Source organism: Leclercia barmai (assembly GCF_049312895.1).
In the GTDB taxonomy this organism is placed as follows: domain Bacteria; phylum Pseudomonadota; class Gammaproteobacteria; order Enterobacterales; family Enterobacteriaceae; genus Enterobacter; species Enterobacter barmai.
Genome location: NZ_JBMNWZ010000002.1, coordinates 582,172 through 598,335, shown reverse-complemented (window position 1 = coordinate 598,335; position 16,164 = coordinate 582,172). Strand labels below are relative to the sequence as shown.

The 16,164-nt window shown below is 56.4% G+C and carries 14 protein-coding genes; 4 read left to right on the top strand and 10 right to left on the bottom strand.

All coding sequences use genetic code 11. The annotated features are described in order from the left end of the window. Position 1: 1 nt before the first annotated feature. The 8 genes from ACOYA6_RS11180 to ACOYA6_RS11145 all read right to left on the bottom strand — a co-directional run bounded on the left by ACOYA6_RS11180 (position 2) and on the right by ACOYA6_RS11145 (position 10,059). On the bottom strand, positions 2–1,027 hold the full coding sequence (locus ACOYA6_RS11180; protein ID WP_039031034.1) for an ABC transporter permease: 1,026 nt from the start codon (positions 1,025–1,027) through the stop codon (positions 2–4). Beyond that, complete coding sequence (locus ACOYA6_RS11175) at positions 1,027–2,121, bottom strand: microcin C ABC transporter permease YejB (RefSeq protein WP_422654706.1); 1,095 nt, start codon at positions 2,119–2,121, stop codon at positions 1,027–1,029. Before ACOYA6_RS11175 ends, ACOYA6_RS11180 begins: the two co-directional genes overlap by 1 nt. Before the next feature lie 9 nt (positions 2,122–2,130). Then, entirely contained in the window at positions 2,131–3,936 is a 1,806-nt protein-coding gene (locus tag ACOYA6_RS11170) for an extracellular solute-binding protein (RefSeq protein ID WP_138369897.1), read from the bottom strand. A gap of 75 nt (positions 3,937–4,011) precedes the next feature. Beyond that, positions 4,012–5,568: a cyclic di-GMP phosphodiesterase gene (locus ACOYA6_RS11165; RefSeq protein ID WP_422654705.1), complete on the bottom strand. Its 1,557-nt coding sequence runs from the start codon at positions 5,566–5,568 to the stop codon at positions 4,012–4,014. A gap of 181 nt (positions 5,569–5,749) precedes the next feature. Then, positions 5,750–6,319: a bifunctional murein DD-endopeptidase/murein LD-carboxypeptidase gene (gene mepS / locus ACOYA6_RS11160; RefSeq protein WP_039031038.1), complete on the bottom strand. Its 570-nt coding sequence runs from the start codon at positions 6,317–6,319 to the stop codon at positions 5,750–5,752. A 413-nt stretch (positions 6,320–6,732) separates the two neighbouring features. Next, positions 6,733–7,449 (bottom strand): phosphatase PAP2 family protein, encoded by a 717-nt coding sequence (locus ACOYA6_RS11155; RefSeq protein WP_422654704.1) that lies wholly within the window; start codon positions 7,447–7,449, stop codon positions 6,733–6,735. Between the two features lie 33 nt (positions 7,450–7,482). After that, positions 7,483–8,469: a CobW family GTP-binding protein gene (locus ACOYA6_RS11150; protein WP_138369900.1), complete on the bottom strand. Its 987-nt coding sequence runs from the start codon at positions 8,467–8,469 to the stop codon at positions 7,483–7,485. A gap of 123 nt (positions 8,470–8,592) precedes the next feature. Continuing rightward, positions 8,593–10,059: a mannitol dehydrogenase family protein gene (locus ACOYA6_RS11145; protein WP_422654703.1), complete on the bottom strand. Its 1,467-nt coding sequence runs from the start codon at positions 10,057–10,059 to the stop codon at positions 8,593–8,595. Positions 10,060–10,264: 205 nt separating this feature from the next. Here ACOYA6_RS11145 and uxuA point away from each other — a divergent pair, with 205 nt between their 5' ends. Then, positions 10,265–11,455, top strand: coding sequence for a mannonate dehydratase (uxuA, locus tag ACOYA6_RS11140; RefSeq protein WP_039031042.1), 1,191 nt, complete (start codon positions 10,265–10,267; stop codon positions 11,453–11,455). 124 nt (positions 11,456–11,579) lie between these two features. Here uxuA and yeiP read toward each other — a convergent pair whose 3' ends face one another. Continuing rightward, positions 11,580–12,152 carry an elongation factor P-like protein YeiP gene (gene yeiP / locus ACOYA6_RS11135; protein WP_008500940.1) on the bottom strand — a complete coding sequence of 191 codons (573 nt, stop codon included), beginning with the start codon at positions 12,150–12,152 and terminating at the stop codon, positions 11,580–11,582. 163 nt (positions 12,153–12,315) lie between these two features. On the opposite strand from yeiP, the gene ACOYA6_RS11130 reads away from it, so the two are divergent. Next, positions 12,316–12,570: a YkgJ family cysteine cluster protein gene (locus ACOYA6_RS11130; protein ID WP_138369903.1), complete on the top strand. Its 255-nt coding sequence runs from the start codon at positions 12,316–12,318 to the stop codon at positions 12,568–12,570. On the opposite strand, the gene setB is transcribed toward ACOYA6_RS11130, so the two are convergent. Then, positions 12,567–13,748: a sugar efflux transporter SetB gene (setB, locus tag ACOYA6_RS11125; protein WP_039031044.1), complete on the bottom strand. Its 1,182-nt coding sequence runs from the start codon at positions 13,746–13,748 to the stop codon at positions 12,567–12,569. The two genes, ACOYA6_RS11130 and setB, sit on opposite strands and share 4 nt — an antisense overlap. A 347-nt stretch (positions 13,749–14,095) precedes the next feature. Between setB and fruB the strand changes: the two genes are divergently transcribed. Then, positions 14,096–15,226: a fused PTS fructose transporter subunit IIA/HPr protein gene (gene fruB, locus ACOYA6_RS11120; RefSeq protein ID WP_422654702.1), complete on the top strand. Its 1,131-nt coding sequence runs from the start codon at positions 14,096–14,098 to the stop codon at positions 15,224–15,226. Beyond that, positions 15,226–16,164 carry a 1-phosphofructokinase gene (gene fruK, locus ACOYA6_RS11115; RefSeq protein WP_039031046.1) on the top strand — a complete coding sequence of 313 codons (939 nt, stop codon included), beginning with the start codon at positions 15,226–15,228 and terminating at the stop codon, positions 16,162–16,164. The genes fruB and fruK overlap by 1 nt, the downstream gene beginning before the upstream one ends.

Below are 16,164 nucleotides of genomic sequence, written 5' to 3'. Positions count from 1 at the left end.
CTTACACCGCCTTATTCGGGTCAAAGGCGTCGCGGACCGCTTCGCCAATAAAAATCAGCAATGAGAGCAGCACGGCGACGGAGAGGAAGGCGGTGATCCCGAGCCACGGCGCCTGCAGATTATTTTTACCCTGCAACAGCAGTTCCCCCAGCGAAGGCGAGCCCAGCGGCAGGCCAAAACCGAGAAAATCGAGTGAGGTGAGGGTGGTGATGGAACTGCACAGAATAAACGGCAGGAAGGTTAACGTCGCCACCATGGCGTTCGGCAGCATGTGGCGGAAAATGATCCCGCGGTCGCTCACCCCCAGCGCCTGAGCCGCGCGGATATAGTCGAAGTTGCGGGTGCGCAGAAACTCTGCTCGCACCACGCCCACCAGCGCCATCCAGCCAAACAGTACCGTAATAGCCAGTAGCCACCAGAAGTTGGGCTGTACCACGCTTGAGAGCAGAATGATTAAGAACAGCGTCGGCATGCCGGACCACACTTCGATAAATCGCTGTCCCCAGAGGTCGATCCTGCCGCCGTAATAGCCCTGGATCGCTCCCGCCAGTACCCCCATCACGCTGGAAAAAAGGGTCAGCATCAGGCCAAACAGAATGGAAATTCGCGTACCGTACAGAATGCGCGCCAGCACATCGCCGCCGTTGGCATCGGTGCCCAGCCAGTTTTGCGCCGAGGGTGGCGACGGGAATGGGGTGGTAGTGGCAAAGTTAATGCTGTTGGCACCAAAGCGGACCGGGGTCCACAGCACCCAGCCGTGCTCGTTTAACTGCGCCTGTAGCCACGGGTCCTGATAATCCGCCGCGGTGGCAAAGGGGCCGCCAAAGTCGCTCTCGCTGTAGTTTTTGAGCACCGGGACGTACCAGCGATCGTTAAAGTGCACCAGCAGCGGCTTGTCGTTGGCGATGATCTCCGAGCACAGGCTCAGGGCAAAAAACAGGGCGAAGATCCACAGCGACCAGTAGCCGCGGCGGTTGTGGCGAAAGCGAGCCCAGCGGGCCTGGTTGATGGGGCTTAAGCGCGGCATCAGCGACCCTCAAAATCAATACGCGGATCGACCAGCGTATAGCAGATATCACTGAGGATATTCAGCAGCAGGCCAATCAGGGTGAAAATATAGAGCGTGCCAAACATCACCGGATAGTCCCGCGAGACGGTGGCCTCGTAGCCCAGCAGGCCCAGGCCGTTGAGGGAGAACATCACCTCAATAAGCAGGGAGCCGGTAAAGAACATGCTGATAAAGGTGGCCGGAAATCCGGCGATCACCAGCAGCATGGCATTGCGAAAAATGTGTTTCCACAGGATACGCCGCTCGCTCACCCCTTTGGCGCGGGCGGTCACCACGTACTGCTTGCGGATCTCGTCGAGAAAAGCGTTTTTGGTCAGCATGGTCAGCGCCGCAAATCCGCCGATCACCGTCGCCAGCACCGGCAGGGTGATGTGCCAGAGGTAGTCGGCGATATTCTGATACCAGGGCAGCGTGTCGAAATCGGTCGAAACCAGGCCGCGCAGCGGGAAGAGGTCGAAGTAGCTGCCGCCCGCGAAAAAGACAATCAGCAGCACGGCAAACAGGAAGGCCGGGATGGCATAGCCAATAATAATGAAGGTGCTGCTCCAGATATCAAACCGACTGCCGTTATCCATCGCTTTACGGATGCCGAGCGGGATCGAAACCAGGTAGATGATCAGCGTACCCCACAGCCCGAGCGTAATGGAGACCGGCAGGCTCTCTTTGATCAGATGCAGCACCGACGCGCTGCGAAACAGGCTGTCGCCAAAATCAAAGCGCAGGTAATCTCCCAGCATTTTGAAGTAGCGCTCATGGATCGGCTTATCAAAGCCGTAACGCTGGGTGATCTCGGCGATCACCTCGGGATCGAGGCCGCGCCCGCCGCGATAGTGGCTCTCATTGATGTTGCCGACCCCGGTGCGGGCATGGCTGGCGCGCATCCCTTCATCGCCTCCGCCGGGCATCGCTCCGCTGTTGCCAAATTCAATGGCGGCAATGGCCTGATCCACCGGCCCGCCGGGGGCAATCTGCACGATAAAAAAGTTGATGGTGATAATCGCCCACAGGGTGGGGATCACCAGCAGTAAACGACGAAGCAAATAAGCGCCCATTGCGATCCCTTAACGCCGTTCGGCGGGTAATTTCGCCGCTTTGTTAACGTCATACCACCAGTTATCAAACCCGAGGGAATAGACCGGGCGCTGGGCGGGAAGGGAGAATTTATCCCAGCGGGCAACCCTGTCTTCCCCCATAAACCACATTGGCAGCATGTAATAGTTCCAGGTTAACACCCGATCCAGCGCGCGCCCGAGAGGCAGCAGTTTGGCTTTATCCCCCTGCGCGGCGACGATTTGGGCGATCAGGTTATCCACCGCCGGGTTTTTCACCCCCGGTGAGTTATAAGTGGAATCAATGTACTGAGAGGCCCATGAAATCTGCAGGTCAGTGCTGGGCCACGGCGTTGCCCGCCACAGGCGCGGCATCATGTCATAATCGCGGTTGCGCATCCGGTTGGTGATCTGTGAATTATCCACCTGGCGGATATTCAGGACGATGCCGAGGCGTTCCAGGTTGTGCTGGAACGGCAGCACCCACTGGTTATTGCCCCCGGAGGGCAGCAGCAGTTCAAAACTGAGCGGTTTACCGGTTTGCTTGCTGACCCGCTGCTTATTTTTAATTTCCCAGCCCGCCTCATCCAGCAGCCGGCTGGCTTTCAGCAGGTTATCACGATCGTAGCCGTCGCCTTTTGAGACGGGGGGCTGAAAGACGCTGGTAAAGACTTCCGGGGGAACGGCGCTTTTCAGCGGCCCGAGAAGCGTCAGTTCAGCGGCATCCGGATAACCCGTTGCGGCATATTCGGTATTCTGGAAATAGCTGTTGGCCCGGCTGTAGGCGCCGTAAAACAGCGCTTTGTTCATCCACTCGAAATCAAAGGCGAGGGTAATGGCCTGGCGCACGCGGCGGTCGGTAAAGACCGGGCGCTGAATATTAAACGCCAGCCAGCGCGTGTCCTGGGCGGAATCATTTTTGAAGGACTCTTTCACAATATAGCCCCGGTCAAAATTCCTGCCCTTGTAGCGGGTGGCCCAGTTTTTGGCGCTGCTTTCGACCCGCATATCAAACGCACCCGCTTTAAAGGCTTCGAAGGCCACGTTGTCGTCCAGATAGTAGTCGTAGCGCAGGGTGTCGAAATTCCAGCGGCCCCGGTTTACCGGCAGGTTTGCCGCCCAGTAATCCTTAACCCGGGAATAGATCACATACTGCCCCATCTTCCAGCGGGTGATGCGGTAGGGCCCACCGGCCAGCGGCGGTTTAGAGAGCGGGTCGCTGAGCTTGTGATCTTTCCAGAACTTCTCCGGCATTACCGGCAGGGTCAGCAGGCTCAGCATATCCTCTTTATTGGGGCTGGTAAGGGCGATGCGCACCGTCAGCGGCGCGATGGCCGTGATCGTCGCCCCTTTATAGACCAGCCGGAACTGCGGCACGCCTTCGGTCATAAATTTATGGAAGGTGAAGGCGATATCGCTGGCCCTGACCGGCGTCCCGTCGTGAAAACGCGCCAGCGGGTTGATGGTAAGCTCCATCCAGGAAAAATCATCTGCATAACGCGCGGTTTCGGCCACCAGGGGATAATAGCTGCCGGGTTCATCGTCGGAGGTGGTAAAGAGGGTATCGTAGAGGGCGTCGGTGCGCTCTGCCGCTACGCCGCGCAGGGCATAACGGTTGAAGTTATCAAAGGTGCCGTTCGCCGCCAGGGTGACAGCGCCGCCTTTTGGCGCGGCAGGATTGACGTAATCGTAATGATCGAAATTGATAGCGTATTTAGGCTCGCCAATCACCGCGAACGCGTAGCTCTCTTTAATGGTTTGCGCCTGACTGAACCCGCTCATCAACGCCACCAGCAGCAACATCATACGCACAATCATTCCGCTACGTTTTCCTTCTATATTCTCGACGGGCAGGATACCTGAATGATAAGTGACGCAGCGGTGGTTGGGAAATTATTCGCTATCAAGGTGAATATCAGGTTTCCAGCTCAGGAACTGCTCCAGAATCAACGGGCGGCTTATCCAGTACCCCTGCAGCAGATTAACGCCGTGATCGCGCAGCCATTTCGCCTGCTCGGCGGTCTCGACACCTTCTGCGACCGTCACCATGTTCAGCCGTCGCGCCAGGGTCAGCACCGCATCCAGTACCGGAGAGGTGACGGTTTCCATCCCGATGGCGCTCACAAAGCCGCGGTCGATTTTCAGATAGTCCATGGTGAAATGCTCAAGGTAGATCAGGGCGCTGTGCCCGGTACCAAAATCATCCACGGCGATTTCAAAACCTTCCAGATGTAGCCACTCAAACAGCCTGGTCGCTTCCCGCTGATTCAGCATATCGCGTTCGGTAATTTCGAGCACAATCTGGAAATGATCCGGCGGCAGCGAGGCGGCGAATTGACGCATATCGTCTTTAAAGCTGTCGGCGTGCAGATGCCCGGGCGAAATATTAATGCCCAGCTTGGAACCTGGCGGCAGCCGTTTAGCCAGGGCCGGTGCGTCGCGGCGGATCAGGTCGAAGAGATGCAGCGTCAGCGGCACAATAAGCTGCTGGGCCTCGGCAAAGTTAATAAAGGCATCCGGCGGGATAGCCCCTGCGCCGGGATGTTGCCAGCGCATCAGCACCTCCACACCTCGCATCTGCAAATCCTTCGAATCCACCACCGGCTGGTACACCACATGAAACTGATTCTGCTTGATACCGGTGAGGATCTCTTTACGCGGATTGGCGCGCATCATCAGCCAGAAGAAGCAGAGCAGCCCAATACTGGAGCCGCACAGCAGACCGAACAGTAGCGCGAAGATCAGATCTTCCGCCGACCAGATGTCGCCGTACAGATTAATGGTGAGCGGCAGTCCCTTTATCTGGCTTGAACGCAGAGGCCTGTCGTCTAAATCTTTAGTATGGATTAACCGGGTTGAATGCGTCGAAAAAGCCGTATTGCCGATGATAAGGGCAATCCCGGCGAACTCATCCTGACGGGCGGTATAGAGCAGGTACGGCGTCAGATTGAGGTTAATGGAGGTAAATACGCCGCCGTCTTTAATTAGCTGATTACGATGCCACAACACAATGGCCGGTTTTTCCGGCATCATCGGTGTACCCGGCAACAGGGCCATGTCTACCGCTTTATTAACGTCGATATCTGGCACAAGTTCGTTAAGCGGGACATGCATAGGACCGGTGGCTGACGAGCAAAAAGCCATTTTATCTTTAACCAGCAGAAAGGCGCGGACGTTAAGACTGAATGAGGCGCGGGAAGTGAGTTCAGATTTGACGTCCTTGCACTCGCTGAGCGTCAGCGGCTGTAATTTATCAATAGAAGTCTGCAGCTCTTCAAAATAACTTTCCATGTACACGCGAAGGTCGTTAATCAGGTTGTCGTATTTCACGTCGCGCTTATGGTAGCTGTAAAAAAACTGCATACCGCCGCAGAGCAGGGCGACAATAAGAGCTGAAAGCATGCTGAGCATCAGCACTTTTCGGCGGGACGATAAATGGCGGGTAAACATAAATGTTATGGGATCCTGATGTGCCGCCCGCGTTATCATGACGGCTAAACTCACGCTACTACAAGACTATAGCCTGGAACGAGAACTCCAGAATTATCGCGAATCGCGATAAAAAAAAAGCACTGCAATAGCAGTGCTTTTTACCATGCTGTCAGCCAAGGGAAACGGACAGCACAGGCGGTTAACTGCGAGTCAGTACACGACGCGCTTCGTTATAGCGCTTCTTCCAGTATGGCTCGTTCATACTGGAGATCGTCACACCGCTGCTGGTGGACGCGTGGACAAACTGGTCGTTACCGATATAGATGCCGACATGACGGCCGGTTGAACCCGCACGGAACAGAACTAAATCGCCGGTGCGTAAGCTGCTACGCGAAATCGATTTGCCCATTTCCTGTTGTTCATAGGTTGAACGCGGAAGTTCTAAACCAAACTGCTCGCGGAACGTACGCTGTACGAAACCGGAACAATCGATGCCTTTACGTGTTTCGCCGCCAAGGCGATAGCGCACGCCTTTCCAGCTGGCATACTGGTCCATTAATCGGGATTTGATATCCAGATTGCTGACCATCTTTTCAAATTCATCCTGAGAGGCTTGCAGTGAAGAGGCGTCTTCTGACCCCACAACACGCGTCTCAGGATGCATATTCTTTGCGGTGTTCGATGCGCTACAAGCTGAAAGCAGAACCGCGACTGCAATCGCCGGGATTACCCGTGAGAAGTATCTCAAGATCGGTTGAGATTTGACCATGTTGTTTATATTCCCTTGAAGTCCTTAACGACAAATATCGTTATAAAAAATGCCAAGCGAGACGAGACTAAATACCTGCGCACTATCAGACAATTCTTTATGGTCAAATCTGTGGCGAATCGCACAAATTTATTTACAACGATAATAATTGTAGCGCTGAGGTAAAACGAGTCTGAGATTACCTGATTGAGCCAGGCATTGCGAGCAAAAATACGCAGTTTTTTATAAGTAAATGTGATAGCAAAAGTCAGTTGACGGGATAGTGAAAAAACAGGCGAATTTAGGTTAAGGAATGCTCAACGCGTTAATTTCTAACGTGATTAATGTGACAGGAAGATGACGGCGGCCGTTATGTCAGGGGAGAAACTAATCAGGGATCGATAACGATCCCTGTTAGTTATAGTTAATTTCTGTTAGAAACTTGTTTTGGAATTGTTGTATTTGCCAGGCAAATAGCGATCAAACAAGGCTATTAATCGATCGCTCAACGGCGTCATAAGGCACCATGGAAGGCCAATCAAAGCCACCGAAAGCGACCCGACGGCAATATCAGTGAACCAGTGCGCGCCTATCATTACTCGCGGGAAAGCGAAAACCACAAAAATAATCAGGGCTAATGCGAAAGTCTTATGACCGAAATAACGCCACATAAAAGCGGTGAAAATAAGCAGCATCATTCCGTGATCGCCCGGGAAACTGTCTTTCGATGCGTCTTTTGTTGAAATATGCAGCAATTCGCTGACGCGGTAGATATCCGGGAAAAATAGTGTCGGACTTGAGCGTTTCACCGGAATAAAGGCCTGCGCCAGCTGGTTCAGAACCACCGCAGTTAGCAGCATCACCAGGCCAATCATCAGAATACGCCGACGCCCGGCAGGGCTCTCGTTACGCCAGAAGGCGAACATCAACGCGCCCATCGCCAGCAGCGAGCAGCCGTCAAAGGCACGGTTGTTGGTGATAGCCACCATCCACAGGAAAGCGCGGCTCTCAACCAGCTTGTGGTTGAAGAAGTGGAAGATCCCGCTGTCCAGCGGGAACCAGAAACCGTGGTTGGCCGGCAGATACCAGGATAAAAAGAGCGCCACACCGGCAAAATTGAGCAACAAAATGGGTATTAGTCGGGTTTTCATCATCACGCCGTTAACAGTTAAAACAGGGCAACGTTAGTTGCCCGAACTTAAACGAAGCTTCAACAAGCTGGACTGTAAGGCGTTCCAGTCGGTGTTAACCGCACTAATTAACTCTATTCGGCTATCCGGCGGCGCCACGCCCTGCGTTTCGATGAAGAAATCTGCCCCCTGACGATTGATTCGCACCAGCCCGTCGGGCGTACGCATCACCCCCTTCACCCGTTCAACCGGGGCAAGGCGCGCCCACTCCAGTAAACCGATGGTGTCGAAGCAGGTGTCGGCGTCGAACACCCAGCCGCAGGCCTGATGGCCCTGACCGCTGTTCAGGCTGCGACGCCAGCGCTGGTGTGCGGGCAGGCTCAGCGCCGCCAGACCCTGCTTTTCGCCGTGGCTGTGGGCATGGGCTGCGCTGGTGGGCAGTTCAGCAACATTGCGCCGCGGCAGGTCAAGCAGGGCGTTATCCACGTTCCCCTGAGTAGCGTGCGCCAGCTGACGTTCTCCGCCGAAGTGCTGCCACCAGATCTCCAGCGCGGCGCGGCTCTCTGGCGTGGCGCGATCTTCTTTATTGGCAATGATGATGTCGGCGGCGGCAAGCTGATCGCGGAAGTTTTCGTTGTGGACGAATTTTTCGTCCAGCAGCTGACGGGGATCGAGCAGGCACAGGGTGGCACGCAAATCGATCCACGGCTCATAGACCGGCGCGGTCAGCAGGTCGAGGATCTGCTTAGGATGGCCGAGCCCGGTGGGTTCAATCAGCAGCCGGTCTGGCTTGCCCTGGCGCAGCAGGGTATTGAGCCCCACCTGCATCGGCAGGCCGTTCACGCAGCACATGCATCCACCCGGGATCTCCTTTACCAGCGCCCCGTTGTCGGCCAGCAGCGCGCCATCGATGCCTATTTCGCCAAATTCATTGACCAGCACCGCCCATTTTTCGTCGGGATCTTTATTGGCCAGCAGGTGCAGTATCGACGTTGTTTTCCCGCTACCGAGAAAGCCAGTAATGAGGTTGGTTTTAGTCACAGGTGCTCCAGGGTGATAAATGTAATGCTATAACAATTATCAGTAATCCTGGCGGAAAAGAACAGAATTGGGAAGGGGAAGGGCGAACGGGGAGTTCCCCGCTCGCCTTAAGCGCAAAAAAGGTTAAACCGCGAGGGTATCGATAATCGCCTGACGTGCGCCCGACTGGCGGATACGCTGCCAGGCCCCGGTAACGGTTTCCACGAACTGCGGATCCTGCGGCAGGTCGTTGCCAAAAATTTCATTCAGGGCCAGCAGGGCAGTGACGCGCTCCTCTTCGCTGCTGGTCTCGACGATGGCGCGAATTTTATCCCTCAACGGATCGCGCACATCAATGGCATTGCCCGCGTCATCCACGCCGCTGACGTAGCGCATCCAGCCCGCGACGCCGAGCGCCAGCAGTGGCCAGGCGGTGCCGCGCTGAAGATGGTGGCGAATACCCTCCAGCATACGCTGCGGCAGTTTCTGGCTGCCGTCCATCGCAATCTGCCAGGTACGGTGCTGCAGCGCCGGGTTGGCGAAGCGGTCAATCAGGCTGTCGGCATAGGCGATAAGGTCCACACCCGTAATACGCAGGGTCGGCGCCTGTTCGTTAAGCATCAGGCGACGGGCGGCGTCACGCAGCGCGCTATCGGCCATGCAGTCGTTAATGTGGGCGAAACCGGCCAGATAGCCGAGATACGCCAGGAAAGAGTGACTCCCGTTGAGCATGCGCAGCTTCATCTGCTCCCACGGCAATACGTCCTGCACCATCTGCACGCCGGCCACTTCCCACTCCGGACGCCCGGCGACGAAGTTGTCCTCGATAACCCACTGAATAAACGGCTCGCTGCTGATAGCGCACGGATCCTCGACGCCCACTTCGCGGGCGATTTCCGCCAGGGATTCATCGGTGGCGGCAGGCACAATCCTGTCCACCATGGTGCCCGGGAAGCTGACGTTAGCGGCAATCCACTCCGCCAGCTCCGGCGAGCGCTTGTGAGCCATCCCCAGCACCGCGTTTTTTACCACATGGCCGTTATCGGGAATATTATCGCAGGAGAGCACGCTGAACGGCGGCAGGCCGCGCTCGCGACGGCGATGCAGGGCCTCGACCAGGATCCCCGGCGCCGAGTGCGGCGCATCGGGATACTCCAGATCGTGAATGATACGTTCATTATGGGTATCCAGCTTGCCGGTGGCCGGATCGATGCAGTAACCCTTTTCGGTAATGGTCAGGGAGACAATCGCCACCTGTGGCTCGCAAAACTTCTCAATAATGGCTGCCAGCGAATCGAGCTTAGCGTTCAGGCATTCATGCACCGCCCCCACGATAATCGGCTGATTACCGTCGGCACCTTTTTCCAGCACCGTAAACAGATGATCCTGCGTACGCAGCTGGCTCATCAGCGTATCGCCGCTAAACAGGCTAATCTCACATATCCCCCAGTCGCCGCCTCTGGCGTTAAGCACCCGATCGGTCAGGAGCGCCTGATGGGCGCGATGGAAGGCGCCAAAGCCGAAATGCACGATACGGGAGCGTAACGTCTGGCGATCGTACTGCGGCTGTAACACGTGGGCAGGTAGCGCGGTGGAGGCAATTGTCTTCATGAAATAAACACCTGATTAACCATTAATTAACAAGCCCAGTGTAAAGTTATATGACAACAAATTGAATTGGTGAGCCGTAAATATCCGGGAACTGTGAGATGGATCAATCAATATAGCGAGGCGTATTGACCTGTTGCAGCATGCATGTATGGTAGTCGTCATCACATGTCGAAATATTGGTATAACAACTTTAGAGGGTGAATCAATGGAACAAACCTGGCGTTGGTACGGGCCGAAAGATCCTGTTTCTCTTGATGATGTGCGTCAGGCTGGCGCGACGGGCGTTGTCACGGCGCTGCACCATATTCCTAACGGCCAGGTGTGGCCGGTAGAGGAGATCAAAGCGCGTCAGGCGCTGCTGGCCGAGAAAGGGCTCACCTGGTCAGTTGTCGAGAGCATTCCGGTACATGAAGAGATCAAAACCCACTCCGGCGACTATCAGACCTGGATTGCCAACTACCAGCAGAGCATCCGCAATCTCGCGGCCTGCGGCATTGACACCGTCTGCTATAACTTTATGCCGATCCTCGACTGGACGCGTACCGACCTCGAATATACTTTGCCGGACGGCTCAAAGGCGCTGCGTTTTGACCAGATCGCCTTTGCCGCGTTCGAACTGCATATTCTGAAGCGCGACGGCGCGGCGGCAGATTACACCGCAGAAGAGCAGCAGCAGGCGAAGGCGTGGTTCGAGGCCGCAAGCGAAGGGGATATCGAAAAGTTAACCCGCAACATCATCGCCGGTCTGCCGGGTGCGGAAGAGGGGTATACCCTGGATCAGTTCCGCGCGCGCCTGGCAGAGTATGGCAACATCGACAAAAACCAGCTGCGTGAGAACATGGCCGTCTTCCTGCGCGCGATTGTACCGGTGGCGGAAGAGGCGGGCGTGCGTCTGGCGGTTCACCCGGACGATCCACCGCGTCCTATCCTCGGTCTGCCGCGCATTGTCTCTACCATTGAAGATATGCAGTGGCTGAAAGAGACGGTCGACAGCATCAACAACGGCTTCACCATGTGTACCGGCTCCTACGGCGTGCGCGCCGATAACGATCTGGTGAAAATGATTGAAACCTTCGGCGACCGTATCCACTTTACCCACCTGCGGGCAACCTGCCGGGAAGAGAATCCGAAGACCTTCCACGAAGCGGCGCACCTTAACGGTGACGTGAACATGGTGGCGGTGGTTGATGCGATTCTGGGCGAAGAGAAGCGCCGTAAGCAGGCGGGCGATCTGCGTCCTATCCCGTTCCGTCCGGATCACGGACACCAGATGCTGGACGATCTGCGTAAGAAAACCAACCCAGGCTATTCGGCGATTGGCCGTCTGAAAGGGATGGCGGAAGTGCGCGGTGTGGAGCTGGCGCTGAAGATGACCAAATATCCGGAACTTCTTTAAGCGGTATTGCCGGGTGGCGGCTTCGCCTTACCCGGCCTACAAAAGCACCCATAAAAAAACCGGCTCATTGGCCGGTTTTTCGTAGGCCCGGTAAGCGTAGCGCCACCGGGGAAACAGCCCGCACTTAGTCAGCACGACCCATATAGCGTTTTTCTTCGATATGGATACGGATTTTCTCGCCAGCGGAGAGGTACTCTGGCACCTGAACGACCAGACCGGTGGTCAGGGTCGCAGGTTTGTTACGCGCGGATGCTGATGCGCCTTTGATGCCCGGTGCGGTTTCCACGATCTCCAGGTCCACGGTCTGCGGCAGCTCCAGCGCCAGCAGGACGCCATCCCAGGTCAGAACCTGCATGTCCGGCATGCCGCCTTCAGGAATAAACAGCAGCTCTTCTTCAATCTGATCTTTGGTGAAGATGTATGGCGTGTAGTCTTCTTTGTCCATAAAGACGTACTCGTTGCCGTCAATGTAGGAGAAGTCGACATAGCGACGGGTCAGGGTAACGGTATCCACGATATCGTCGCCTTTGAAACGCTCTTCAACTTTCAGACCGGTACGCACATCGGCGAAACGCATTTTGTACAGCGTTGCTGCGCCACGGGCGCTGGGTGCCTGAATATCAATGTCTTTCACAATCAGCAGTTTGCCGTTGTAATTCAGCACCATACCTTTCTTAATTTCGTTCGCTCTTGGCATTGCAGTAATCCTGTTAACGGGAAGGTCAAAAATATCGCGTCAAAGTACTCGCGCGCGGCTTTTCAGGCAAGCGGATTTCGCGGCTTTTGCTATCAATACGCAAAAGGTGTTACTGTGCGCGCCACGCCCGTGCTCCAGGGTTTCTTTCAGGTAAAGTGCGTATATGGATTGCCGTCCGGACTGTGGAGCATGCTGCACCGCGCCCTCCATCACCAGCCCCATTCCCGGGATGCCCAACGGCAAGCCTGCCAATACCCCTTGCGTGCAGCTGGACGCTCAGCAGCGCTGCAAAATCTTCGGTTCGCCTTTGCGCCCAAAAGTGTGCGCCGGACTCCAGCCCTCGCGGGAGATGTGCCGGGATACGCGCCAGCAGGCCATGACCTGGCTGCTTGAACTCGAGGCGCTCACCGCGCCCTAAATATCCTTAATGCGGCTCAGGCAGATCGTGGTGAGGACGCACATCCCCAGCGCAATCCAGAATACCGCGTGATAACTCCAGATCTCGGCCACGATCCCGGCCACGGAACCGGCAATAATCCAGCCCACGCGGGTGGTATTAGTATATAGCGTGGTAGCAGCACCCGCCTGGCCCGGCATCAGATCCTGGAAATAGAGCATGCCGATCCCGGCGAGAATACCAATATAGATAGCGTTCAGCAGCTGTAAGCCCAGCAGCACTACCGGCGTTTGTGCGGTGAGCATCCCGACGTAAAACAGCAAACCGGCGACGGCGGCAAGGCGCATCAGGAAGCGTTTCCCAAAGCGTCTGGCGTAGTAGCCTGCAATCAGCATCGTTGGGATCTCCAGCCCGGCGGCCGTTCCCATCATCACCCCCGCCAGCTTCTCGGACAGATGCAGTTCATTAATGATAAACAGCGGCATGTTGATGATGTACAGGCTGTTAGTGCCCCACATTAAGGTGCAGATGGTAAACAGCAGCAGGGCGTCGCGACGGTTACGGCGCGGTGATTCCAGCACGCTGCTGGCCAGCTTCGGCTCCTTGCGCATCGTCGGCAGGAAAAACCACACCATCGCGCCACAGACCACAAACGCCACGGCGGCGCTGAGATACATCGTAGGGAAGCCAAACCCCATCGCCAGCGCATAGGCCAGCGGCGGCCCCACCACCCAGGCCAGGGACACCTGGGCACGCAGGATCGAGCTGAACATCACCGCCTCGCGGCCGGTATGGTCGGCATGCTCCCGGGCTAAGGCAAACAGCTGCGGGTTGGCGGTAGATCCAAAGCTGCTGAGAAACACGCCAACAAACAGCAGCACAAAATAGTTACGGTTCCAGGCGAACAGCAGGCAGGCGAATACCCCCAGCAGACAGCAAAAAACAATCAGGGATTTGCGATCGCCTTTCTTGTCTGAACGCCCGGCCAGAAACTGGCTGACCAGGATGCCGATAATGGCGCTGCCGGTGAAGAAGAAACCCACCATGGCAGGACGGGCATGCACCTCGTTGGTGAGGAACAAGCTCAGCGTCGGCGTCTGTAGCGCGCCGGCAATGCCGGTAAGGAAAGCAACAATCAAAAACGCCGATGAGGTCAGATCAAAGGATTTTGGCGAGGCGGCCGCGGGAGTGGTGTGCATGTTTCTGTATCAGTGATATGAAGAGACGCGGATTTTACGCCGCTTGTCAGAAAATAAACAGCTGTCCGCGTCAATTGCCCCACAAAAAATCAAAATAGCATTTCAGATTGCCGTTGCGCTTGCTGAAGTTGCTGAAGCCGAGCGGCTGGCAGCAGGCGACTGAAGCAAAAATGTGCTGTAACTCTAAATTCTGCAAGCTGAAATGACTCTTTACTTGAAAGCTATCCCATAAAGCGCAAGACTTCTTGAAACGTTTCAGCGCTAATTGGTTTACCTAACCCAAACGGATTGGCGCCTTTTTTCACAGTTAAGCTGAATCGATTCAAATTCAGCAGGAGTGGAGAACCATGTTCCAGTTATCCGTGCAGGACATTCATCCGGGCGAACAGGCCGGTACAAAAGAAGAGGCTATCCGGCAGATCGCTGCCGCGCTGGTGCAGGCGGGCAATGTGGCTGACGGCTACGTTGACGGCATGCTGGCGCGCGAGCTGCAGACCTCAACCTTCCTCGGTAATGGCATCGCCATTCCGCATGGCACCACCGATACCCGCGACCAGGTGCTGAAAACCGGCGTTCAGGTTTATCAGTTCCCGCAGGGCGTGCTCTGGGGTGAAGGCCAGGTGGCCTATGTCGCCATCGGCATTGCCGCCAGCAGCGATGAACACCTCGGCCTGCTGCGTCAGCTGACGCACGTTCTCAGCGATGACAATGTGGCTGAACAGCTGAAATCCGCGACCACCGCAGAAGAGCTGCGCGCGCTGCTGATGGGTGAAAAGCAGAGCGAAGCCCTGAAGCTGGATAACGATACCCTGACCCTGGACGTAGCTGCGTCCGATCTGGTGACCCTGCAGGCGCTGAACGCCGGTCGTCTGAAAGAAGCCGGTGCGGTGGATACCGCTTTCGTGGCGCACGCCATCAACGATAAGCCGCTGAACCTCGGCCAGGGCATCTGGCTGAACGACTGTGCTGAAGGCAACCTGCGCAGCGCCATCGCGGTCAGCCGTGCGGCCACCGCATTCGATACCGCCGGGGAAACCGCGGCGATGCTGATTACCGTCGCCATGGCGGATGAACAGCCGGTAGAGGTGCTGAAGCGCCTCGGCGACCTGCTGCTGAACAAAAAAGCTGAACAGCTGCTGAAAGCAGACGCTGCAACCCTGCTGGCGCTGCTGACCAGCGATGACGTAAACACCGATGAACTGCTGAGCGCCGAGTTTGTGGTGCGTAACGAGCACGGCCTGCACGCCCGTCCGGGCACCATGCTGGTCAACACTATTAAGCAATTCTCCAGCGACGTTACCGTCACCAACCTCGACGGCAGCGGTAAACCGGCCAACGGTCGCAGCCTGATGAAAGTCGTGGCGCTGGGCGTGAAGAAAGGCCATCGCCTGCGCTTTACCGCACAGGGTGCAGATGCTGAACAGGCGCTGAAAGCGATTGGCGATGCCATCGCGGCCGGTCTGGGGGAGGGCGCATAATGAGCAGACGTGTTGCCACTATTACGCTGAACCCGGCTTACGATCTCGTGGGCTTTTGCCCGGAAATTGAACGCGGCGAAGTTAACCTCGTGCGTACCACTGGCCTGCACGCGGCAGGTAAAGGGATTAACGTTGCGAAAGTGCTGAAGGATCTGGGTATCGACGTCACCGTCGGCGGTTTCCTCGGCAAAGATAACCAGGATGGTTTCCAGCAGCTGTTCAGCGAGCTGGGGATCGCCAACCGTTTTCAGGTGGTGCAGGGCCGTACCCGCATCAACGTGAAAATGACCGAAAAAGATGGCGAAGTCACCGACCTGAACTTCTCCGGTTTTGAAGTCACCCAGGCCGACTGGGAGCGTTTTGTGAATGACTCCCTGACCTGGCTCGGCCAGTTCGACATGGTCTGCGTCAGCGGCAGTCTGCCGTCCGGCGTCAGCCCGGAAGCCTTTACCGACTGGATGACGCGCCTGCGCAGCCAGTGCCCGTGCATCATCTTTGACAGCAGCCGCGATGCGCTGGTGGCCGGTCTGAAAGCCGCGCCGTGGCTGGTGAAACCAAATCGTCGCGAACTTGAGATCTGGGCTGGCCGTAAGCTGCCAGAATTAAAGGACGTGATTGAGGCCGCCCACGCGCTGCGTGAGCAGGGCATCGCGCACGTGGTGATTTCCTTAGGTGCCGAAGGGGCGCTGTGGGTTAACGCCTCTGGCGAATGGATCGCAAAACCGCCGTCAATGGAAGTGGTCAGCACCGTCGGTGCCGGCGATTCGATGGTTGGCGGGCTGATCTACGGCCTGCTGATGCGTGAATCCAGCGAGCATACTTTACGTCTTGCCACCGCCGTTGCTGCCCTGGCCGTCAGCCAGAGCAATGTCGGCATTACCGATCGTACCCAGTTGGCCGCGATGATGGCGCGCGTTGACTTGAAACCCTTTAACTGA